The sequence below is a fragment of the Stenotrophomonas sp. YJH_SMC_82 genome (assembly GCF_059368875.1).
On record NZ_JCAFSE010000001.1, the window covers coordinates 1,517,276 to 1,537,385 of the forward strand.

At 66.4% G+C, this 20,110-nt stretch carries 22 protein-coding genes; 10 read left to right on the forward strand and 12 right to left on the reverse strand.

What is annotated here, in order from left to right; genetic code table 11:
* Positions 1–61 precede the first annotated feature (61 nt).
* Positions 62–910 (reverse strand): endonuclease/exonuclease/phosphatase family protein, encoded by an 849-nt coding sequence (locus AC5P53_RS06805; RefSeq protein ID WP_049405898.1) that lies wholly within the window; start codon positions 908–910, stop codon positions 62–64.
* 162 nt (positions 911–1,072) lie between these two features.
* Here AC5P53_RS06805 and AC5P53_RS06810 point away from each other — a divergent pair, with 162 nt between their 5' ends.
* Entirely contained in the window at positions 1,073–2,638 is a 1,566-nt protein-coding gene (locus tag AC5P53_RS06810) for a POT-type proton-dependent oligopeptide transporter (protein ID WP_014647736.1), read from the forward strand.
* Between the two features lie 7 nt (positions 2,639–2,645).
* Positions 2,646–3,272 (forward strand): rhomboid family intramembrane serine protease, encoded by a 627-nt coding sequence (locus tag AC5P53_RS06815; RefSeq protein ID WP_014647735.1) that lies wholly within the window; start codon positions 2,646–2,648, stop codon positions 3,270–3,272.
* A gap of 43 nt (positions 3,273–3,315) precedes the next feature.
* Here AC5P53_RS06815 and AC5P53_RS06820 read toward each other — a convergent pair whose 3' ends face one another.
* Positions 3,316–3,477, reverse strand: coding sequence for a hypothetical protein (locus AC5P53_RS06820; RefSeq protein WP_014037806.1), 162 nt, complete (start codon positions 3,475–3,477; stop codon positions 3,316–3,318).
* A 208-nt stretch (positions 3,478–3,685) separates the two neighbouring features.
* Here AC5P53_RS06820 and AC5P53_RS06825 point away from each other — a divergent pair, with 208 nt between their 5' ends.
* Genes AC5P53_RS06825 through cfa form a run of 3 tightly spaced genes read left to right on the forward strand, consistent with a single transcriptional unit; the run spans position 3,686 to position 6,042 of the window.
* Positions 3,686–3,988 carry a GNAT family N-acetyltransferase gene (locus AC5P53_RS06825; RefSeq protein WP_006455911.1) on the forward strand — a complete coding sequence of 101 codons (303 nt, stop codon included), beginning with the start codon at positions 3,686–3,688 and terminating at the stop codon, positions 3,986–3,988.
* Positions 3,989–4,025: 37 nt separating this feature from the next.
* Entirely contained in the window at positions 4,026–4,907 is an 882-nt protein-coding gene (locus AC5P53_RS06830; RefSeq protein ID WP_134809088.1) for a DUF3298 and DUF4163 domain-containing protein, read from the forward strand.
* Positions 4,908–4,926: 19 nt separating this feature from the next.
* Positions 4,927–6,042: a cyclopropane fatty acyl phospholipid synthase gene (cfa, locus tag AC5P53_RS06835; protein ID WP_126411165.1), complete on the forward strand. Its 1,116-nt coding sequence runs from the start codon at positions 4,927–4,929 to the stop codon at positions 6,040–6,042.
* 151 nt (positions 6,043–6,193) lie between these two features.
* Here cfa and AC5P53_RS06840 read toward each other — a convergent pair whose 3' ends face one another.
* Positions 6,194–8,362, reverse strand: coding sequence for a M3 family metallopeptidase (locus tag AC5P53_RS06840; RefSeq protein WP_014647732.1), 2,169 nt, complete (start codon positions 8,360–8,362; stop codon positions 6,194–6,196).
* A 130-nt stretch (positions 8,363–8,492) separates the two neighbouring features.
* Between AC5P53_RS06840 and AC5P53_RS06845 the strand changes: the two genes are divergently transcribed.
* Positions 8,493–8,972, forward strand: a complete 480-nt coding sequence (locus AC5P53_RS06845; protein WP_169411723.1) for a glutathione peroxidase — start codon at positions 8,493–8,495, stop codon at positions 8,970–8,972.
* Positions 8,973–9,047: 75 nt separating this feature from the next.
* Here AC5P53_RS06845 and AC5P53_RS06850 read toward each other — a convergent pair whose 3' ends face one another.
* The 4 genes from AC5P53_RS06850 to AC5P53_RS06865 form a co-directional block, all read right to left on the reverse strand.
* Complete coding sequence (locus AC5P53_RS06850) at positions 9,048–9,827, reverse strand: ferredoxin--NADP reductase (RefSeq protein ID WP_014647730.1); 780 nt, start codon at positions 9,825–9,827, stop codon at positions 9,048–9,050.
* A gap of 79 nt (positions 9,828–9,906) precedes the next feature.
* The gene (locus AC5P53_RS06855) at positions 9,907–11,778 is read right to left on the reverse strand and encodes an ABC transporter ATP-binding protein (RefSeq protein WP_075076679.1); all 1,872 of its coding nucleotides are present in this window, start codon (positions 11,776–11,778) and stop codon (positions 9,907–9,909) included.
* A gap of 360 nt (positions 11,779–12,138) precedes the next feature.
* Positions 12,139–12,588, reverse strand: coding sequence for a carboxymuconolactone decarboxylase family protein (locus AC5P53_RS06860; protein WP_049398766.1), 450 nt, complete (start codon positions 12,586–12,588; stop codon positions 12,139–12,141).
* 36 nt (positions 12,589–12,624) lie between these two features.
* Positions 12,625–13,521, reverse strand: a complete 897-nt coding sequence (locus AC5P53_RS06865) for an RNA polymerase sigma-70 factor (protein WP_075076677.1) — start codon at positions 13,519–13,521, stop codon at positions 12,625–12,627.
* Positions 13,522–13,667: 146 nt separating this feature from the next.
* On the opposite strand from AC5P53_RS06865, the gene AC5P53_RS06870 reads away from it, so the two are divergent.
* The 3 genes from AC5P53_RS06870 to AC5P53_RS06880 all read left to right on the forward strand — a co-directional run bounded on the left by AC5P53_RS06870 (position 13,668) and on the right by AC5P53_RS06880 (position 16,342).
* Complete coding sequence (locus AC5P53_RS06870; RefSeq protein ID WP_014647726.1) at positions 13,668–15,185, forward strand: fumarate hydratase; 1,518 nt, start codon at positions 13,668–13,670, stop codon at positions 15,183–15,185.
* A 125-nt stretch (positions 15,186–15,310) separates the two neighbouring features.
* Positions 15,311–15,649 carry a hypothetical protein gene (locus AC5P53_RS06875; protein WP_046431623.1) on the forward strand — a complete coding sequence of 113 codons (339 nt, stop codon included), beginning with the start codon at positions 15,311–15,313 and terminating at the stop codon, positions 15,647–15,649.
* Between the two features lie 57 nt (positions 15,650–15,706).
* A complete protein-coding gene (locus AC5P53_RS06880; RefSeq protein WP_014647724.1) occupies positions 15,707–16,342 on the forward strand; it encodes a glutathione S-transferase family protein in 636 nt (211 codons plus the stop codon).
* Between the two features lie 71 nt (positions 16,343–16,413).
* On the opposite strand, the gene arsC is transcribed toward AC5P53_RS06880, so the two are convergent.
* The 3 genes from arsC to AC5P53_RS06895 form a co-directional block, all read right to left on the reverse strand.
* Complete coding sequence (arsC, locus tag AC5P53_RS06885; protein WP_014647723.1) at positions 16,414–16,755, reverse strand: arsenate reductase (glutaredoxin); 342 nt, start codon at positions 16,753–16,755, stop codon at positions 16,414–16,416.
* A complete protein-coding gene (locus AC5P53_RS06890) occupies positions 16,755–17,909 on the reverse strand; it encodes a phospholipase A (protein WP_032958894.1) in 1,155 nt (384 codons plus the stop codon). The genes arsC and AC5P53_RS06890 overlap by 1 nt, the downstream gene beginning before the upstream one ends.
* A 118-nt stretch (positions 17,910–18,027) precedes the next feature.
* Positions 18,028–18,513 (reverse strand): DUF456 domain-containing protein, encoded by a 486-nt coding sequence (locus AC5P53_RS06895; protein WP_014647721.1) that lies wholly within the window; start codon positions 18,511–18,513, stop codon positions 18,028–18,030.
* Positions 18,514–18,748: 235 nt separating this feature from the next.
* On the opposite strand from AC5P53_RS06895, the gene AC5P53_RS06900 reads away from it, so the two are divergent.
* On the forward strand, positions 18,749–18,958 hold the full coding sequence (locus tag AC5P53_RS06900; RefSeq protein WP_014647720.1) for a cold-shock protein: 210 nt from the start codon (positions 18,749–18,751) through the stop codon (positions 18,956–18,958).
* Between the two features lie 72 nt (positions 18,959–19,030).
* Here the strand turns inward: AC5P53_RS06900 and AC5P53_RS06905 are convergent, their stop codons facing one another.
* Positions 19,031–19,525, reverse strand: a complete 495-nt coding sequence (locus AC5P53_RS06905; RefSeq protein ID WP_005417545.1) for a glycine zipper 2TM domain-containing protein — start codon at positions 19,523–19,525, stop codon at positions 19,031–19,033.
* Positions 19,526–19,661: 136 nt separating this feature from the next.
* Positions 19,662–20,096: a cytochrome c gene (locus AC5P53_RS06910; protein ID WP_014647719.1), complete on the reverse strand. Its 435-nt coding sequence runs from the start codon at positions 20,094–20,096 to the stop codon at positions 19,662–19,664.
* Positions 20,097–20,110 lie beyond the last annotated feature (14 nt).

The window sequence follows — 20,110 nt, forward strand, 5'->3', positions numbered from 1 at the left end:
GTGCCGGCCGCAGGCCGGCAACCGTGCAGTACCGGGGGAGCCGGCCAGCGGCCGGCACTACCTATTCCGCAGTGGCCGTATCGCCCTGCAGGCGCAGGGTCGCCATCACACCCAGACGCAGGCCGGGCAGGTCGCCGTCGGCCGGCAGCAGGATCGGCTGCTGGCGGATGCCGCCGAAATGCTTGACCTGGAACAGCACATCCAGGCCGTGGCCGCTGCTGCCGCCCCCACTGGCCGCCGGCGCCTCGGCACGGCCGCCGGGATTGCGCCGGGCCGGCTGGAACCCCGGCGTGCTGCGCACCAGTTCCACCGTGCTGGCCGAGAAATCGCCGGCAATCAGGCTCGGCATGCCTTCGGCGGTGGCGCCGATCCAGGTCATCAGGTCGCTGGTCTGGTGCTGGCGGGCGCTGGCCTCGTCCGGGTCCGGGCGCAGCCGCGCCACATAGATGTTGACCAGCGCCTCGCCCAGCCTCAGCCGCATCATGCCGGCCGCGCTGAAGGTGCCGGGAGGATGCAGCAGGGTCACGCCGTCCTCGCTGACCGGCAGCCGGGTCAGCATGGCGTTGCCATGCCGCAGCGGCTGGCTGGGCGGATCGGCGGTAACGAAGTCGCAGCTGTAGCGCAGCCGGCTGGCCAGCCAGCAGGCCGGGTTGCGGCCCTGCTGCTGCAGCACCTGCTGCACCGAGATCACGTCCGGCTGCAGCTCGGTCAGCAGCTGTGCGACCTGCTCGCGGCGCTGCTTCCATTGCGCGTCATCGCGGCTGGGCAGCTCCAGCGCGGCGACCGTCAGCTGCCTGGGGTCGCTCTCGCTGGCAACGGCGGCCGGCGCCTGTGGTCGTGCCTGCGCCTGCAACGCCAGCAACAGCGCAAGGCAGCTGAGCAGGAGGCGGGCGTGGGCGAGGGGGCGCATAACGATAAGTTTACGCTTTTGTCGTGCAGGTGCCGTGACTTCCGGCAGGGCCTGCACTGCCTGCCATGGATTGGCACCGTTGTCATGCAGCCCTGCAGCGTGCTTCGCAAGCCCCGGTTCCGGTAACCTTGCGCCTTTCGCTTTGCAGGAATGCCTTACAGGATGAGCCACGACGCAGTCGCCCCCATCGCCGGCCAGGGAAAGATGCCGCGCCAGATTCCGTACATCATCGGCAATGAGGCCTGCGAGCGGTTCAGTTTCTACGGGATGCGCAACATCCTGGTGCAGTTCCTGATCACCTCGCTGCTGCTGCAGGAAATCACGGCCGAAGGCCGTGCCGGTGAAGCCAAGGACATCATGCACAGCTTCATGATCGGCGTGTATTTCTTCCCGCTGCTCGGTGGCTGGCTGGCCGACCGGTTCTTCGGCAAGTACCACACCATCCTCTGGTTCAGCCTGGTCTACTGCGCCGGCCACCTGTGCCTGGCGCTGTTCGAGAACAGCCGCGAGGGCTTCTTCCTCGGCCTGGGCCTGATCGCGCTCGGTGCCGGCGGCATCAAGCCGCTGGTGGCCTCGTTCATGGGCGACCAGTTCGACCAGAGCAACAAGCACCTGGCCAAGATCGTCTTCGACGCCTTCTACTGGATCATCAACTTCGGCTCGCTGTTCGCCTCGCTGCTGATCCCGCTGGTGCTGAAGAACTGGGGCCCGCAGTGGGCGTTCGGCATCCCCGGCATCCTGATGTTCATCGCTACCTTCGTGTTCTGGCTGGGCCGCAGGCGCTACGTGCTGGTGCCGCTGCCGCCGAAGGACCCGCATTCGTTCGCCAACGTGGTGCGTACCGCGCTGACCACGCGCGTGGCTGGCCAGGGCCGTCCGGGCCTGGTGATCGCCGTGCTTGGCCTGGCGCTGGCGGTGGCCTCGTTCGGCCTGGTCGGTTCGCTGGGCATCGTGATCTGCCTGTGCCTGGCGCTGGTGGCCATCCTTGCCGGCATCGGTGGCGGCACCTGGCTGCAGCTGGACCGCGCCCGTGGCCAGCATCCGGCCGAAGCCGTGGAAGGCGTGCGCTCGGTACTGCGCGTGCTGGTGATCTTCGCGCTGACCACGCCGTTCTTCTCGCTGTTCGACCAGAAGGCCTCGACCTGGGTCCTGCAGGGCCAGCAGATGCAGATGCCAAGCTGGTTCACCGCCTCGCAGATGCAGGCGCTGAACCCGCTGCTGGTGATGATCCTGATTCCGTTCAACAACCTGGTGCTGTATCCGGCCCTGCGCCGCTTCGGCTTCGAACCGACCGCGCTGCGCCGCATGACCGCCGGCATCGCCTTCAGTGGCCTGGCCTGGATCGTGGTGGGTGGCATCCAGGTGGTGATGGACGGCGGCAACGCCATGTCGATCTTCTGGCAGATGCTGCCGTACGCGCTGCTGACCTTCGGTGAGGTGCTGGTCTCGGCCACCGGCCTGGAGTTCGCCTACAGCCAGGCACCGCAGGCGATGAAGGGCGTGGTGATGAGCTTCTGGAACCTGACCACCACCATCGGCAACCTGTGGGTGCTGCTGTCCAACGCAGCGGTGCGCAACGACACGGTCACCCACCAGATCGCGGGCACGGGCCTGAGCGAGGCGGCGTTCCTGATGTTCTTCTTCGCCGGCTTCGCCTTCGTCGCGGCGTTGGCCTTCGGTTGGTACGCGAAACGCTATCGTATGGTCGACAACTACCGTAGCGCCTGAGCCTGACATGACCCCCGTCAATCTGCTGTTGATCGCCATCACCGCCATCCTGTCGTGGATGGCGTTCAACAACCGCAAGCTGGCCGACCGCCTGATCCTGTGGCCGCCGGCCATCGACCGTCACCGCCAGTACGACCGGCTGGTGACCTATGGCTTCATCCACGCCGACTGGTCGCACCTGATCTTCAACATGATCACCCTGTTCTTCTTCGGGGGATTCATCGAGAGCGTGATGGTGCAGCTGACCGGCAGCTACCTGACCTACCCGGCGTTCTACATCGGCGCGCTGCTGGTCTCGATCCTGCCCAGCTACCTGAAGAACCAGAAGAACCCGAACTACCTCAGCCTCGGGGCGTCCGGGGCGGTATCGGCGGTGCTGTTCGCCTTCATCCTGATCAAGCCGTGGTCGATCATCCTGGTGTTCTTCATCCCGGCACCGGCGATCATCTATGCCGCGTTCTACGTCGGCTACAGCATCTGGATGGACAGGCGCGGTGGCGACCGCATCAACCACAGCGCGCACCTGGCAGGTGCGGCGTTTGGCGTGATCTTCATGCTGGCCATGCAGCCGAGCATCTTCACCCACTTCCTGCGCGAACTCTCCAACCCGACCTTCCGCCTCGGCGGCGGTTGATGCGGGTAGCGGGGCGGATCGGGTCCGATCCGCCCCGGCCGGGTCAGGCTGCGGTCTGCTGGCCGTAGGTATCCAGCAGGCGGGCGAACACTTCCTCGCCGATGCGCTGGAAATCCTGATCCTCGGTCTGCCCTTCCACCGCCAGTTGCAGCAGGCCCTCCAGCAGGGCGCGGTCGGTATCGGAATGGGAATTGCTGGCGTGCATGGGAGCCTCCACGGTGGTGCGCATGGTCAACGGTCGCAAGGGTCGTGCCAGCCTGGCCGTACCCCTCCATAGGCGATAGCGGCCGGCCCGCCTCCAGCTTGAGGGCGAAAACTGACGTGAATGGACTGGACTTGCCCCTGTTCAGGCTTCACGCGATCATGGCGCCCGGCTGCGCACCATCCACGCAGTCGCCGCAGGAGACAGTTCCATGGCTTCGGTCACGCCCCCCGGTCTGGCCTATGAGGTCGAGCACGACCTGGCCAACCACCGCTTCACCGCACGTGTGCGCGGACAGCTGGCGGTGCTCGATTACCAGATCAAGCGCAGGCGCATGGTCATCACCCATACCGAGGTGCCCGAGCCGATCGCCGGCCGTGGCATCGCCGGTGAGCTGACCCGCGTGGCACTGCGTTTCGCGCGCGAGCAGAAATACAAGGTGGTGCCGGCATGTTCCTACGCCGAGGCCTTCCTGCAGCGCCACGAGGAGTACCACGACCTGCTCGTTGGCTGAACGCCAGCGGGTCACGCTTCAGCCATGGCAGGCGATGATGTACAAACATGAACAGGGGATCCCGATGAAGATTGGAAACAACCGGCCATTGCACGGCAGCGTGTTGGCCGGCGTGGTGGGCGTGCTGTTGCTGGCCGGTTGCCAGCGTGAAAGCGAGCCGGCACCGGCGACCGACGCGGCGCCCGCCGCCGAGGCGACGGCCGCGGGCGAAACGCCGGCCACGGAAGCGCCGCTGGATCTGCGCGACGTGATCGAGAACAACGAGCGCGAAGTGGTGGGCATCAGCTACCCGGCCGGTATCGACCGTTATCCGGGCCTGGCCCGCGCGCTGCAGAGCTATGCCACGAGTGCGCGCAGCGACCTGCAGCAGGCGCTGGACGGGCTGGGCAACGACAAGCCGACCATGCCCTACGAGCTGTCGCTGAGCTTCGAGAAGCTGCTTGAAACCCCGCAGCTGGTGGTGGTCAGTGCCGACGGCAGCCGCTACACGGGTGGCGCCCACGGCGAACCGCTGGTGGCGCGCTTCGTGTGGCTGCCGCAGCAGCAGCAGATGCTCAGCGCCGAAAAGCTTGTGGCCGATGCCAAGGGCTGGAAGGCGATCAGCGATTTCGTCGCCGACCAGTTGCGCGAACGCGTGGCCACCCGCCTCAGTGGCGAGGACATGGACCCGGCCCAGCTGCAGGAATCGCTGCGCAACGCATCGCGCATGATCGCCGACGGAACCGGCCCGCAGGCCGACAATTTCAGCCAGTTCCAGCCACTGACCGACGACAAGGGGCAGATCACCGCGCTGCGCTTTGTTTTCCCGCCGTACCAGGTGGGTCCATACTCGGACGGCACCCAGACCGCCGATGTACCGGCAGCGGTGCTGTTGCCGCACGTGGCCAAGGACTACGTGGAGCTGTTCGCACGCGGTTGACCGCAGTCGAGGAGGTGGCGTGGATACAGGGTTGCAGGAGCGGGTCGCCGGCCTGCTCCACGAAGCCGGGGTCCGCATCGGCGGCACCCAGCCACAGGACATCCAGGTGCATGACCCGCGCTTTTTCGCGCGGGTCATGGGCCACGGCTCGCTCGGCCTGGGCGAGAGCTACATGGAGGGGTGGTGGGATGCCAATGTCCTGGATGAATTCCTCGTCCACCTGATGCAGGCGCACCTGGATGAACGGGTGCACGGCTGGCGCGAAGTGGCAGACGCGCTGAAGGCGCGCCTGTTCAACCTGCAGGCGGGGCAGGGCAGTTACGAAGTCGGTCGCCGCCATTACGACCTCGGCAATGATCTCTACCAGGCCATGCTCGGCCAGCGCCTGGTCTACAGCTGTGGCTATTGGCGCAACGCCGACGACCTCGACGCCGCACAGGAGGCCAAGCTCGACCTGGTCTGCCGCAAGCTGGGCCTGCGCCCGGGCCAGCGCGTGCTGGACATTGGCTGCGGTTGGGGCGAAGCCCTGAAGTTCGCCGCCGAGCGCTACGGTGTCAGCGGCGTCGGCGTGACCATATCGCAGGAGCAGGCCGAGTTCGCGCGGCAGTTGTGCGCTGGCCTGCCGATCGAGATCCGCCTGCAGGATTACCGTGAACTGGACGAACCGTTCGATGCGATCTTCTCGATCGGCATGTTCGAGCACGTCGGTGACAAGAACTACGCCGGTTTCTTCGAAGTGGCCAAGCGCTGCCTGTCGCCACGTGGCCTGCTGCTGTTGCATACCATCGGCACCAACGTCTCACGGCATCGCACCGATCCATGGATTGCACGCTACATCTTCCCCAACTCGATGCTGCCGTCGGCGGTGCAGATCACCAAGGCGTTCGAAGGCCGTTTCGTGCTGGAGGACTGGCACAACTTCGGCACCGACTACGACCTGACCCTGCAGGCATGGCGGCGCAACGTGGAAGCAGCGTGGCCGCGGCTGGATGCGCACTACGACGAGCACTTCCGGCGCATGTGGCGCTTCTACCTGGCCGGGTCGATGGCCACCTTCCGCTGCCGGCACGCGCAGCTGTGGCAGCTGGTGCTGTCGCCGGAAGGCGTGCCGGGTGGGTACGTGGCGCCGCGTTGATGGCGTGGCTGGGGTCGGAGCCCTTTCCGTCGGAAAGGGATCCGACCCCGGGGTCAGATCCCTTTTCGCAGAAGAGGGCTCTGACCCCGACCACAACAAAAAACCGCCCGGTCTCCCGGGCGGTTTTCGATTCAGGCGACTGCGCTGGCGATCAGTTGCCGGCGCCGGTCAGGCCACGCTTTTCCAGCAGCGGTTCGATCTGCGGCTCGTGGCCGGCGAAATCGCGGAACAGCTGCATCGCGTCGACGCTGCCGCCCTTGGACAGCAGGGTGGCGCGGAAGTGGTCGCCGTTCTTGCGGCTCAGGCCGCCGTTGTCCTTGAACCACTTCTGGGTGTTGGCATCGAGCACTTCCGACCAGATGTAGGCGTAGTAGCCGGCCGAGTAGCCGCCCATGATGTGGCTGAAGTACGGGGTCTTGTAGCGCGGCGGAACCGGCGCGTAGTAGATGCCGTCCTTCTCCAGCGCGGCGCGCTCGAAGGCCATCACGTCCTTGGCCGCCGGCACCTGGTCCGGGCCGATCTGGTGCCAGTTCTGGTCCAGCATCGCCGCCCCCAGGTATTCGGTGGTGGCAAAGCCCTGGTTGAACTTCGATGCGGCAATCACCTTGTCCAGCAGGGCCTGCGGCATCGCCGAACCATTCTGGTAGTGCTTGGCGTAGTTCTTCAGGATGACCGGGTTGTCGGCCCACATCTCGTTCACCTGCGAGGGGAACTCGACGAAGTCGCGCGGCACCGAGGTGCCCGAGAAGTACGGATACTTCACGTTGGAGAACATGCCGTGCAGGGCGTGGCCGAACTCGTGGAAGGTGGTGTTCACCTCATCCCAGGTCAGCAGGGTCGGCTGGCCGGCCGGCGGCTTCGGGATGTTCAGGTGATTGGCTACCACCGGCTTGAAGCCGGTCAGCTTGGACTGCGAGACGTAGGAGTTCATCCACGCACCGCCACGCTTGGAGGCGCGTGCATACGGATCGAAGATGAAGATCGCCAGCTGGCTGCCATCGGCGTCGAACACGTCGTAGACGGTGACGTCATCGTGGTAGACCGGCAGGTCGGTGCGCTGCTTGAAGGTCAGGCCGAATTCCTGGCCGGCGGCGTAGAAGACGCCGTTCTCCAGCACGTTCTTCAGTTCGAAGTATGGCTTCAGCTGCGACTCGTCGAAGTTGTACTTGGCCTGGCGCACCTTCTCGCTGTAGAAGGCCCAGTCCCACGGTTCCAGCTGGAAGGTCGGCTTGCGCGCGGCCTTCTGCTCCTTGTCGATCATCGCCTGCAGGTCGGCGGCTTCGCGCTTGGCATTGGCCACCGCGGCCGGAGCCAGCTTGCCGAGCATCGCGTTGACCGCTTCGGGGGTCTTGGCGGTCTGGTTGGTCAGGTTGTAGGCGGCGAAGTTCGGGAAGCCCATCAGCTTGGCCTTGTCGGCACGCAGCTGCATGATGCGCGAGACCAGCGCGGTGTTGTCGAACTCACCGCCGCGGCTGCCGCGGGTGGTCGAGGCTTCGTAGATCTTCTGGCGCAGGGCGCGGTTGGCCAGGTTGGTCAGCGGCGGCTGGCCGGTGGTGTTGAGCAGGGTGATCACGTACTTGCCTTCCAGGCCACGGGCCTTGGCGGCTTCGGCGGCGGCGGCGATCTGCTCCTTGGACAGGCCAGCCAGCTCCTTGACGTCGTCGACGGTGATTGCCGAAGCGTTCACTTCCGACTGCACGTTCTGGCTGAACTTGGTGCCCAGATTGGCCAGTTCGGCATTCATGTCCTTCAGCGTGGCCTTGTCGGCCTCGGACAGCTTGGCGCCGGCGCGCACGTAATTGTCGTAGTACTTCTCGACCAGGCGCACGCCTTCGGCGTCCAGGCCCAGCTGGCTGCGGGTGTCGTACAGCGCCTGGATGCGGGCGAACAGCTTGCCGTTCAGCGCGATCGCATCGCTGTGCGCGGCAAACTTCGCCGAGTAGTCGGCCTGCAGCTTCTTGCGGGTGTCGTTGGTATCGGCGCCGACCAGGCTGAAGAACACGGTGGTCGCACGGTCGAGGATGTCACCGCTCTTTTCCAGCGCGATGATGGTGTTGTCGAAGGTCGGCTTGGCCTTGTTGTTGGCGATCGCCTCCACTTCCTTCAGCTGCTGCGCCATGCCGGCGTCGAAGGCCGGGGCGAAGTCGCTGTCCTTGATCTTGTCGAACTGCGGGAAGTGCAGCGGCAGCGGGCTTTCGGCGAAGAACGGGTTGGCCTGCTGGGCATTGGTGCTGGCAGCCGGGGTGGCGGCGCCGGCCGAGAAGGCGGGCAGGGCAAGGCCGAGGGACATGGCCACGGCAAGGGCAAGTCGAGTGGTCAAGGTAGAAGCTCCGGTAAGGCAAACAAGGGCCCGAGGGTAACCCGGCCGGCGGCGACTGCACTTGTGTCAAAAGGCATGTTGCCGGGGCCGGGCGCGGGTACCATGCGTTCACCGCCCACGGCCCGCTGCCATGACCACTGCCTACGATTTCAGCTTCCGCGACCTCGACGGCCAGCCGCAGGCGCTGGCCCGGTACCAGGGCCACCCGTTGCTGCTGGTGAACGTCGCCAGCCGCTGTGGCTTCACCCCGCAGTACACCGGGCTGGAGCAGCTGTGGCAGGACTACCGCGAGCGCGGCCTGGTGGTGATCGGCTTCCCGTGCAACCAGTTTGGCGCGCAGGAGCCCGGTGATGCCGCACAGATCCGCCAGTTCTGTTCGCTGGACTATCCGGTCAGCTTCCCGCTGTCGGAAAAGATCGAGGTCAACGGCGATGGGGCCGACCCGCTCTGGAGGTGGCTCGCGCGGGAGAAGCGCGGCGTGCTCGGCAGTGCCCGCATCAAGTGGAATTTCAGCAAGTTCCTGGTCGATCGCCAGGGGCGGGTGGTGTCGCGGCATGCGCCCACCACCCGGCCGGAGCAGCTGCGCGGCGAGATTGAAGCGCTGCTGTGAGGTCGTGCCGGCCGCTGGCCGGCAACCCCGTGGGCCAGGAAGAGCCGGCCAGCGGCCGGCACTACCGTTGCAGGATCATTTCTCGACGAACGCGCGCTCGAACACGTAGTGGCCCGGCTGGCCGATGCGCGGCGAAACCTGGAAACCGCGGGCATCGAGCACAGCACGCAGGTCGGCCAGCATCTGCGGGCTGCCGCAGATCATCGCGCGGTCGTTTTCCGGGCTCAGCTCCGGCAGGCCGAGGGTGCGCTGCATCTGGCCGCTTTCCATCAGCGAGGTCAGGCGGCCCTGGTTGGCGAACGGCTCGCGGGTGACGGCCGGGTAGTACAGCAGCTTGTCGCCGATCATCTCGCCCAGGAACTCGTGCTCACGCAGCTCCCTCTCGAAGTAATCGCGGTAGGCCAGATCCTTTTCGTAGCGCACGCCGTGGCAGAGGATCACCTTCTCGAAGCGCTCGTAGGTCTCCGGGTCCTTGATGACCGACAGCCACGGCGCCATGCCGGTACCCGTGCCCAGCAGGTACAGGTTCTTGCCCGGGTGCAGGTCGCTGATCAGCAGGGTGCCGGTGGGCTTCTTGCCGACCAGCACCTTGTCGCCCGGCTTGATGTGCTGCAGGCGCGAGGTCAGCGGGCCGTCCTGCACCTTGATGCTGAAGAACTCCAGATGCTCTTCCCAGTTGGCGCTGGCGATGGAGTACGCACGCAGCAGCGGCCGTGCCTCGGTTTCCAGGCCGATCATCACGAACTGGCCGTTCTCGAAGCGGAAGCCGCTGTCGCGGGTGGTGGTGAAACTGAAGTAGGCGTCGGTCCAGTGACGGACCTCAAGCACCGTTTCGGCGCCAAAAGCGGAGGACATGGGCGTATCTGTCAAAAGTCGTCGGGGGAATTCTATCTCAAATGAGACGGGTTCTCATTGGGCGGAACGAGAGGCGTTCTCAGCGGTAACCCGCCGCCTGCAGCTCGAACAGCTCGGCATAGCGGCCGCCCTGTGCCATCAGCTGGGCGTGGGTGCCACTGGCCTCGATCCGGCCATCGGCCAGCACCAGGATGCGATCGGCCATGCGGACCGAGGAAAAACGGTGGGAAATCAATACGGCGGTGCGATTATCCGCCAGTTCCCTGAACCGCTGGAACACCTCGAATTCACTGCGCGCATCCAGTGCTGCCGTTGGCTCATCCAGGATCATCACCTGCGCATTGCGCATCCACGCGCGGGCAATGGCGATCTTCTGCCACTGGCCACCGGACAGGTCCACGCCCTGCTTGAAACGGCGGCCGATCAGCTGGTCGTAGCCACCGGGCAGCTCCTCGATCACTTCCTCGGCCATGCCGCGGCGCGCGGCGTCGGCGATGCGCGCCCGGTCGTCCATGGCCTCGACCTGGCCGACGCCGATGTTCTCGCCGGCGCTGAGGTTGTAGCGCACGAAGTCCTGGAAGATCACCCCGAGGTTGGCGCGCAGGTCGTCCAGGTCGTAGTCGCGCAGGTCGCGGCCATCGAGCAGGATGCGGCCCTCGTCCGGTTCGTACAGGCGTGCCAGCAGCTTCACCAGGGTGGTCTTGCCGGCGCCGTTCTCGCCGACCAGGGCCAGCACTTCGCCGGCCTGCAGCTGGAAATCAAGGTGGCGCACCGCCCACTGTTCGGCATCGGGATAGCGGAAGCCGACGTTCTCGAACACGAAGCCCTGGCGGATCGGCTGCGGCACGCGTATGGCGCCTTCGCGCGAGTGGATTTCCGGCTCGATCTGGAAGAACGAGAACAGGTCGTCCAGGTACAGCGCCTGGCTGGCCACCTGCGAGAAGCCGATCAGCAGGCCTTCCAGCAGCTGGCGCAGGCGCAGGAAGCTGCCGGCAAGGAAGGTCAGGTCGCCGATCGAGAAATCGCCGCGCACCGTGCGCCAGGCGATGTAGGCGTAGGCGGTGTAATAGCCCAGCGTACCCAGCGCAGCCAGCAGCGTGCCCCAGAACGCGCGGCGCCGTGCCAGGGCACGGTTGGCCTGGAACAGCGCCACCGACAGGCGCCGATAGCGCTCGACCAGGAAGCGGTGCAGGTTGTAGATCTTCACTTCCTTGGCCGTTTCCACGCTGGCACCGAGCTGGCGCAGGTAGTCGAGCTGGCGGCGCTCGGGCGTCCATTGGAAGTTGAGGCTGTAACCGGCCGCGTTGAAGTGCGATTCGCCGATGAAGGCCGGCACCAGTGCCAGCGCAAGCAGCAGGATCAGCCACGGCGCGTAGACCAGCAGGCCGACGGCGAGGCTGGCCACGGTGATCGCGTCCTGCACCTGGCCGAACAGCTGGCTCATCAGGTTCATCCGGCCCATGGTCTGGCGCCTCGCGCGGTCCAGCTTGTCCTGCAGGTCCGGGTCCTCGAAGTCCTCCAGATCCAGCGTCGCCGCGTGTTCCATCAGCCGGATGCTGGTGACGTTGGCGAACAGTTCCGACAGCAGCGCGTCGGCATAGCTGACCAGCCGGCCGAGCAGGTCCGAGGCGATGGCCAGGCCGAATTCCAGCGCCAGCAGGCCCAGCAGCGGATTGAGCATGCCGCTGGACAGCGCCTCGCCGAGCGGCGGGAAACCGGCGTCGTGCTGGCTCAGGTGCAGGGCGCTGTCGATGATCAGCTTGCCGACGTACAGCATCGCCACCGGCAGCAGCGCACGGATCAGGCGCAGCCCCAGGCTGGCCAGGGTGAGCGCGGGGCTGGTCTGCCAGACCATGCGCAGGAACGGCGGCAGGTTGCGCATCGCCTTGAAGCGCTGGCGCAGGCTGGGTTTCTTCGCGGCGGCAGCGCCAACGGGGGGGATGGCAGGCATGCGCGTATTGTGCGCGCGTGATACGTGCAGGGGGAGTCAGTGCAGCCGTGTTGCCGGCACCGGGGTCAGATCCCTTCGCGAAGCGAAGGGATCTGACCCTCCTGCATCCACGCACTGCGTGGATCCACCGTGCCGACCAAGGTCGACACCTACCAGCAGCACCGATGAACTGTCGAAGGCGGGGTGGGTCAGGTCGTAGGGGCGTGAGCCGCATGGATGCGGCGACCGAGCTTACATGGACGTACTTGCAGCGTCCCCTGCGACCTGACCCACCCCGCCAACTCACAGTAGTGCCGGTTTTTGATGTTGCTCTGGTTGTTGCCTCTGCGGGTGCCGGGCGGCAGCCCGGCCAGCCCCCCTTTACGGCAGCGGCGGCAGCAACCCCGCACCGAGGCGGTTCCAGGCATTGATCACCGCGATGCCCATGCTCAGGTCACTGATGCCCTTCTCATCGAAGTGCGGTGCCAGGGCATCGAACGCGGCCTGCGACGGCGCGCCGTCGGTCAGCCGGGTCAGCGCCTCGGCCCAGCCCAGTGCCGCGCGCTCGCGGGCATCGAAGAAGCGGCTTTCGTGCCAGGCGGGCAGGGTGTCCAGCTTGCGCGGCTCGATGCCGCCCTTGCGCAGCGCGGTGCCGTGCATGTCCATGCAGTAGCCGCAGCCGTTGAGCTGCGACACGCGCAGGAACACCAGTTCCATCAGGGTCGGATCGATCGAGCTGTCATGCACGGCCTGGCTGGTGGCCAGCAGGCCCTTGAAGGCCTCGGCGGCCAGGCGGGTGTAGGGGACGCGGGGAGAGGCGTGGTCGGACATTTTCGGCTCCACGGCGGCCACGGTGGCCGCCTTTCACTACCAGGACGCCGTACCGTCATCGCGCGTGACAGCACCCGGCAGCTTTTCCGGATTCAACACGCTGTACACGTTGGCGATGCGGCCATCGACCACTTCGATGGTGGTGACCGAATGCAGGCGCTCACCCTGGAAACGCAGGATCGCCGGCTCGCCGTTGACGTAGCCCAGCTGGGCGGGATGCACCGCGCCGCGGCGGGCGATGGCCCAGAACAGGCGGCCGATGCGTTCGGCGCCCAGCAGCGGCCGCACCGCCGCAGTGACCACGCCACCGCCGTCGGAAACCAGCACCGCGTTGGCGTGCAGCAGGGCCTGGATCGCGTCGCTGTCGCCGCGCTGCGAGGCCTCCATGAAGCGCGCCAGCAGCTGCCGGTGCTGGCTGGCATCGGCATTGAAGCGCGGTCGTCCGGCCTGCAGGCGTTGCCGGGCACGGTGCACCAGCTGCCGGCAGTTGGCCTCGCTGTGGCCGATCAGCTCGGCGATCTCACGGTAGTCGTGGTCGAACGCCTCCTTCAGCAGGAAGGCGGCGCGTTCCTCCGGGCCGAGCTGTTCGAGCAGGGTCAGGAAAGCGACCGAGACGTCGTCGGCCAGCGCATGCAGCTGGGCCGGACCGGGCGCCGGGTCCGGCTCCAGGGTGACCGCCAGCGGTTCGGCCAGCCATGGGCCGACGTAGTGGACGCGCTCGCGCTTGGCCGCACGCAGCCGGTCCAGGCCGAGCCGGGTGGTGGTGGTGACCAGCCAGGCCTCGGCATCGCGGACGGCCGCAGGATCGGCGCCGGACCAGCGCAGCCAGGCGTCCTGGACCACGTCTTCGGCGTCGGTGCGGCTGCCGAGCAGGCGGTAGGCCAGCGCCATCAGGCGCGGGCGGTGGGTCTGGAAAGCGGTTTCGGCGTTCATGTGGGCAAAGACGCCGCAGTGGCGCGTGGCGTGACAGAGCGTCGGGGGAATCTTGCCGGCCAGCGGCCGGCACTACCACCCCGGGGCCGGGGGAGGGGGTAAAATAGGTGGATTACCCCCGCCAGCCTCGAGCAAGCGAGCAAGACGTGACATCGATCAAGCAGGAAGACCTCATCCAGTCCATCGCCGACGCGCTGCAGTACATCTCGTACTACCACCCGGTCGACTACATCAAGAACCTTGCCGCCGCCTACGAGCGCGAGGAGTCGCCGGCCGCGAAGGAAGCGATGGCGCAGATCCTGATCAATTCGCGCATGTGCGCCGAGGGCCACCGCCCGATCTGCCAGGACACCGGCATCGTCACCGTGTTCCTGGAAATCGGCATGGACGTGCGTTGGGATGACGCCACCATGGGCGTGGAAGACATGGCCAATGAAGGCGTGCGCCGCGCCTACATGCACCCGGACAACAAGCTGCGCGCCTCGGTGCTGGCCGATCCGGCAGGCAAGCGCATCAACACCAGGGACAACACCCCGGGCGTGGTCAACGTCAAGGTGGTGCCGGGCAACAAAGTCGACGTGATCGTCGCCGCCAAGGGCGGTGGTTCGGAAGCGAAGACCAAGTTCGCCATGCTCAATCCGTCCGACTCGATTGTCGACTGGGTGCTGAAGACCGTGCCGACCATGGGCGCCGGCTGGTGCCCGCCGGGCATGCTGGGCATCGGCATCGGTGGCACCGCCGAGAAGGCGATGCTGCTGGCCAAGGAAGCGCTGATGGAGCCGATCGACATCACCGAGCTGCAGGCCCGTGGTGCGTCCAACCGCATCGAGGAGCTGCGCCTGGAGCTGTACGAGAAGGTCAACGCGCTGGGCATCGGTGCGCAGGGCCTGGGTGGCCTGACCACCGTGCTCGACATCAAGATCAACGACTACCCGACCCACGCGGCCAACCTGCCGGTGGCGATGATCCCGAACTGCGCGGCCACCCGCCATGCGCACTTCACCCTGGATGGCAGCGGCCCGGTGATGCTGGACCCGCCGTCGCTGGAAGACTGGCCGAAGCTGACCTACGACGCATCCAAGGGCACCCGGGTGGACCTGGATACGATTACCCCGGAAGACGTGGCCAGCTGGAAGCCGGGCCAGACCCTGCTGCTCAACGGCAAGCTGCTCACCGGCCGCGACGCCGCGCACAAGCGCATGGTCGACATGCTCAACAAGGGCGAGCAGCTGCCGGTCGATCTGAAGGGCCGCTTCATCTACTACGTCGGCCCGGTCGATCCGGTGCGTGACGAAGTGGTGGGCCCGGCCGGCCCGACCACGGCGACCCGCATGGACAAGTTCACCGAGCAGGTGCTGGCACAGACCGGCCTGCTGGGCATGGTCGGCAAGGCCGAGCGCGGCCCGGCCGCGATCGAGGCGATCAAGAAGCACAAGTCGGCCTACCTGATGGCCGTCGGTGGCTCGGCCTACCTGGTGTCCAAGGCGATCAAGGCGGCCAAGGTGGTCGGTTTCGCTGACCTGGGCATGGAGGCGATCTACGAGTTCACCGTGCAGGACATGCCAGTGACCGTGGCCGTCGACTCCGCCGGCGAATCGGTGCACAAGACCGGCCCGCGCGAGTGGCAGGCCCGCATCGGCAAGATTCCGGTGGTGGTGGAGTAATTCCCGCACGCTTCGGTCCAGACAACGGCGCCCGTGTGGCGCCGTTGCTGTATCTGGAGGCAGGATTAACACGCCTGTAGCCCTGGCTCTGCTACGGTCGGCACACCCTCGCACAGGACGTGTCCATGGCCCTGCATCGCTTCATCGTGGCCGGCGTGCTGCTGGCCCTGGCCGGCTGCAGCACCCCGGCGTCGTACGAAGGCGCGGATTTCCCTGCATCGGCGCAATGCCGCATGCAGTGCCAGGCCGGCTATCGCAGCTGCATGGCGCAGAATGACTCTCTCGGCAGCCGCCAGAGCAATTGCGAGCAGCGGATGGTGCCGGCGCCGGACAAGCGCTGCAAGGACGTGGACAACCCGGACCTGCGCCGTGCCTGCGAACTGAAGACGCATGACTGCACGCTGCGCGCGCCGATGATGTCCTGTGGCGAGCGCCGCGATACCTGCATGAGCAGCTGCGGCTGAGCGACGGCTCCCGCACGGGCGCATAATCGGCCGGCCCACCTGCACAGGATCCGCCGCATGAGCACCACGCTGTATGGTTCGACAAGCACCGCCGCGCTGGTGGTGCACTGGCTGCTGATCGAGCTCGGCATCGAGCACGAGTTGGTGCTGCTGGATTTCGACGCGCGCGAGCACAAGTCGGCGGAGTACCTGGCACTGAATCCGGCCGGCGTGGTGCCGACGCTGCTGATCGATGGCCTGGTACTGACTGAAGCGGCGGCGATCGCCCTGTACCTGGCCGACCGCCATCCGGACGCCGGTTTGTTGCCGGCACTGGGCACGCCGCAGCGCGCCGATGCCTACCGCTGGATGTTCTGGTGTGCCAATACGTTGCAGCCGGCCTATCGCGCCTGGTTCTATCCGCACGAGGTGGCGGGCGAGGCAAACGTGGAGGCCAGTCGCGAGATGGCGCGACAGCGCCTGGAAGCGGCCTGGCAGCATGTGGCCACGCACCTGCTGGCGCATGGGCCCTACCTGCTGGGCGCCACGCCCTGCGTGGTCGACTACATGCTGGTGATGCTGATGCGCTGGTCGCGCAACATGCCCAGGCCCAGTGACACCTGGCCGTCGCTCAAGGCACATGCCACCTCGATGAAGGCGCGCCCGGCGTTCGCCGAGGCCTACCGCCGCGAAGGCATCACCGACTGGCGGTAACCAGAAAAGGGGACGGAGGGGATTAAGTCGTTTGTGCACAAACGACTTAATCCCCTCCGTCCCCTTTTCCGTTACAGGATCTCCAGCACCGTTTCCGGCGGGCGGCACAGCCGTGTGCCCTTGGGCGTGCGCACCACGGGGCGGTTGATCAGGCGCGGGTGTTCGGCCATCGCAGCCAGCAGGGTGGCATCGTCGGCATCTTCCAGCCCGAGTTCGGCGAACTGGGTCTCCTTGCTGCGCACCAGGTCGCGCGCGCTCAGGGCCGACTCGGCCAGCACCTGGCGCAGCGTGGCCGCGTCGGGTGGGGTGCCCAGGTACTCGATCACCACCGGGTCGAAGCCCGCATCGCGGATCAGCTTCAGTGCGCCGCGCGAGTTGCTGCAGGCCGGGTTGTGCCAGATCGTCACGTCCATCAGAACCACTCCAGCAGCGACACGCCCACGCCCACATAGGTGGCCTTGTGGTTGTAGTCGATCATGCTCTCGCCATAGCCGTCGAAGACCTGCACATGGCCACGCAGCAGATTGCTGATCGGAAAGCCGTAATCCAGCTGCAGTGCACCGTGGGAGCGGCTGCCGGTGCGCAGCGAATGACGCGCCATCAGCGCGACCTCATGCCCGTTGCGGTTCCAGATCAGGGTCGCGTCACCCCGGCCCATGTAATCCTCGATGTCCGGATTATTGTCTTCGCTGCGGCTTTCCGGGATGCGGTACCACGGGCGCAGCACCAGCGCCCAGTTCTCGCGATCCAGGCCGATGTTGAGCATGACCCGGTTCCAGCTGCGCGAGAGCGGATCGGCCCGTCCGTTGGACTGGTGGTTGAGGCTGATGCCGGTCATGCGCCCGCGCCAGCCACCGATCGAGTAGCCGTTGCGGAACACCATCATCACTTCGGGTTCGTAGTTGGTTTCGCGGAACGGGCGCGAATCCTCGCTGTTGTAGGCCTGCCAGCGCGAACTCTGGGTGTAGCCAGCCCAGATGTCGCCGTTGTCGCCGAACAGGTTCTCGGCGATCTTGGTCTTGAAGCTGATCTGGAACTTCAGCTCGGTACTGTCGAGTACCTGCGGGGTCGTCACGCTGTTGGCCGGGTTCGGCGAATGCGGCGTGGTGTTGCGGTCGCTGGTCCAGAACGCCGGCAGCAGGTACACCGGCTTGTAGGCACGCAGCTGGAAGGGCCCCAGCTTGGAGTCCTCGGCCAGCTCCCAGCGGCTGTCCAGCAGCGAACCGCGGCCAGCATTGGCCAGCGCGCTGTCCGGTGCCGCCGGACGGAACAGGTCGCTGACCCGCTCGCGCAGCTTTTCCTCGCCCTGGCTCACGCGCGCGGTCTGTCGTTCCTCGCGGCGCGCCTGCGCAGCCGATTCGGCGGCGGCATCGGCGGCGGCGGTGGCCTCCGGGGTGTGCCCGAAGAGGCGGTCATAGCAGGCCAGGCGGGCCGCGTCGGTGGTGATCGCCGCGCAGGCGGCCGGCGAGGTGTCGGCACTGGGCGCGAACTCCTGCGCAGCCAACGGTGCACTGGCCAGGGCAAGCGCCAGCGGCGCCAGACGGGGAAGCAGCGTGGGGAGGGTCATTGCAGCAGGCCCTTCGATGGATACGGGAATCGCACAGTGTGGCGGCTGCACCGGATCGCGGCCAGCCCCACCGTTTATGCACGGCCACGGCGTGCGCGTGGCGTGAAGGCTAGGTGGCTCAGAAGAACCAGGCGAACGCGAACAGGCCCAGCATCGCGATCACCACCGCCAGTTTCAGTGCCAGGCCGAGCAGGATGCCGAGCCAGGTCGCCAGGCCCACCTTGGTCGAGCGGCCGAGTTCGCGGGTGTGCCAGTACTCGCCGAGCAGGGCGCCGAGCAGCGGACCGGCAAACAGGCCGATGGGCATGAAGAACAGGCCGACGATGCTGCCGACGAAGGTGCCCCACAGGGCCTTGCGGCTGGCGCCGACGCGCTGCGCGCCAACTACGGTGGCGAGCACGTCCACCAACAGTGAAAGCAGGGTCAGCACGCCCAGCGCGACCAGGGTGGGCCAGCCGACGTGGGCGAAGCCGTCCGCCCAGGCCGCCAGCAGCAGCCCGATGAACACCAGCGGGATGCCCGGGAGGGCCGGCAGGATGATGCCGGCGATGCCGATCAGGACAAAAATGACCGCTAGCAGATATAAGATGAATGAGAGTCCCATGCTGTCCCGTATGGTGGCCGTTTTGGGGTTGACAGTGAAAGATTTTGCCAGTTGCTTTTTCGTTTTGGGCGGGTTAAGTTGCAGTCGCTGAGCTTGGCAAGGTCACCGTGGATCGTGGCCTGATGAAGCAAGATCTTTCCGATCCGCTGCATCGATGCACCTCGCTTCCCCCTTGCTTGTCAGCCGCCCACCGGGCGTTTCCAACAACAAGAGAGAGTCAAAGGGAGTTAGTGAGATGGCTGAGCGCGAGACCGGTACCGTAAAGTGGTTCAATGATGCGAAGGGCTTCGGCTTCATCAGCCGGCAGAATGGCGAGGACGTGTTCGTGCACTTCCGCGCCATCGAGACCCAGGGCTTCAAGAGCCTCAAGGAAGGCCAGACTGTGAGCTTCGAAGTCGTGCAGGGCCAGAAGGGCCTGCAGGCTGACAAGGTGCAGCCGGTGTAATACCCGCCGCCCGTCGGCATGAAAAAGGCCCGCGCAAGCGGGCCTTTTTCTTTGCCGTTGGCCCGGTGCAGGTCAGCGCAGGATGACCTTGCCATTGACGACGCGCACGTAGGTGTTCTCGCGGATGCCGCCGAGATCGCGCTGGTTGACCACGATGGTGCGGCCATCATCCATGCGCACGCTGATGTCATAGGTATCGCTGGTGACGTTCTTCTGGATCTGGTTGCCGGCCAGGGCACCACCGACCGCGCCTGCGGCGGCGGCGATGTTCTTGTTGCCACGGCTGCCACCGGTGTGGTCGGAGATTTCATGGCCGGCCACGGCGCCGACGATGCCGCCGAGGATCGCGCCGGTCGCGCTGGGCGCGGTGCGGCCCGAGGGCACGGTGTTGATGCGGGTGACGATGCCACAGTCAGCGCAACGGCCCTGGTTGTAGCCGCCATTGTTGCCGTAGCCGCCGTTGTTGTAGCCGTTGTTGTAACCACCGCCGCTGTAACCGGGCGAGGTGGCACAGCCAGCCAGCGCGAGGGTAGCGATGGCGCTGGCGGCGATGAGCTGGATCTTCATGGGGCGTCTCCTGGCCGTGAAGGCGGGTGGGTTGGGTGGTACTGCGTCGTGCAGCAGGGTGGACGAATCCTCTCCTTTCGAACGTGAACAACGCGCCAACCGTGTGCGTGCTGCCCGGCTGCAGGATGAATGCGGCTCAGCGGAAATCCTGGTGGCAGGCGCGGCAGTCCGCCTGCAGTGTTTCCACCAGCTGGGCGAGGGCCCTGCAGTCGCCGGGGGGTGAGGCCAGCGCCGTGTTGAGGTTGCCGCGCAGCTGGCTGGCGTGCTGCTGGAACTGCGCACTGTCCTTCAGCCCGGGAAACGCCTGGTCCAGGTCATTGGACAGCAGGCGCAGCACCTGCAGCCGCGGCACGCTGTCAGCCAGGCTGCAGCGGTTCTGCAGCTGGGCCTGCTGCAGCAGCTGTGACTGCCGCTGCATCACCTGCATCAGGCTGCCCGGGAACGGATCGCGACGCGCCTGCAGGGCGCGGCCGACCATTACCGTGGCGATCAGGCCGATCAGCAGGCCCAGGCAGAGCACGAACAGGTAGCGATGGGCGCTGGACAGGCGGCGGGGCGGGCTGGCATTCATGCGGGCACTCCGGG

What these genes read in the sequence shown, in the direction of transcription:
- AC5P53_RS06815 (WP_014647735.1), top strand. Translation starts at nt 2,646, where the DNA reads ATGACCCCCGTCAATCTGCTGTTGATCGCCATCACCGCCATCCTGTCG.
- AC5P53_RS06890 (WP_032958894.1), bottom strand. Translation starts at nt 17,909, where the DNA reads ATGACCCTCCCCACGCTGCTTCCCCGTCTGGCGCCGCTGGCGCTTGCC.
- AC5P53_RS06895 (WP_014647721.1), bottom strand. Translation starts at nt 18,513, where the DNA reads ATGGGACTCTCATTCATCTTATATCTGCTAGCGGTCATTTTTGTCCTG.
- AC5P53_RS06855 (WP_075076679.1), bottom strand. Translation starts at nt 11,778, where the DNA reads ATGCCTGCCATCCCCCCCGTTGGCGCTGCCGCCGCGAAGAAACCCAGC.
- arsC (WP_014647723.1), bottom strand. Translation starts at nt 16,755, where the DNA reads ATGGACGTGACGATCTGGCACAACCCGGCCTGCAGCAACTCGCGCGGC.
- AC5P53_RS06860 (WP_049398766.1), bottom strand. Translation starts at nt 12,588, where the DNA reads ATGTCCGACCACGCCTCTCCCCGCGTCCCCTACACCCGCCTGGCCGCC.
- AC5P53_RS06820 (WP_014037806.1), bottom strand. Translation starts at nt 3,477, where the DNA reads ATGCACGCCAGCAATTCCCATTCCGATACCGACCGCGCCCTGCTGGAG.
- AC5P53_RS06905 (WP_005417545.1), bottom strand. Translation starts at nt 19,525, where the DNA reads ATGAAGATCCAGCTCATCGCCGCCAGCGCCATCGCTACCCTCGCGCTG.
- AC5P53_RS06805 (WP_049405898.1), bottom strand. Translation starts at nt 910, where the DNA reads ATGCGCCCCCTCGCCCACGCCCGCCTCCTGCTCAGCTGCCTTGCGCTG.
- AC5P53_RS06810 (WP_014647736.1), top strand. Translation starts at nt 1,073, where the DNA reads ATGAGCCACGACGCAGTCGCCCCCATCGCCGGCCAGGGAAAGATGCCG.
- AC5P53_RS06850 (WP_014647730.1), bottom strand. Translation starts at nt 9,827, where the DNA reads ATGTCCTCCGCTTTTGGCGCCGAAACGGTGCTTGAGGTCCGTCACTGG.
- AC5P53_RS06900 (WP_014647720.1), top strand. Translation starts at nt 18,749, where the DNA reads ATGGCTGAGCGCGAGACCGGTACCGTAAAGTGGTTCAATGATGCGAAG.
- AC5P53_RS06875 (WP_046431623.1), top strand. Translation starts at nt 15,311, where the DNA reads ATGGCCCTGCATCGCTTCATCGTGGCCGGCGTGCTGCTGGCCCTGGCC.
- AC5P53_RS06910 (WP_014647719.1), bottom strand. Translation starts at nt 20,096, where the DNA reads ATGAATGCCAGCCCGCCCCGCCGCCTGTCCAGCGCCCATCGCTACCTG.
- AC5P53_RS06825 (WP_006455911.1), top strand. Translation starts at nt 3,686, where the DNA reads ATGGCTTCGGTCACGCCCCCCGGTCTGGCCTATGAGGTCGAGCACGAC.
- AC5P53_RS06830 (WP_134809088.1), top strand. Translation starts at nt 4,026, where the DNA reads ATGTACAAACATGAACAGGGGATCCCGATGAAGATTGGAAACAACCGG.
- AC5P53_RS06880 (WP_014647724.1), top strand. Translation starts at nt 15,707, where the DNA reads ATGAGCACCACGCTGTATGGTTCGACAAGCACCGCCGCGCTGGTGGTG.
- AC5P53_RS06865 (WP_075076677.1), bottom strand. Translation starts at nt 13,521, where the DNA reads ATGAACGCCGAAACCGCTTTCCAGACCCACCGCCCGCGCCTGATGGCG.
- AC5P53_RS06845 (WP_169411723.1), top strand. Translation starts at nt 8,493, where the DNA reads ATGACCACTGCCTACGATTTCAGCTTCCGCGACCTCGACGGCCAGCCG.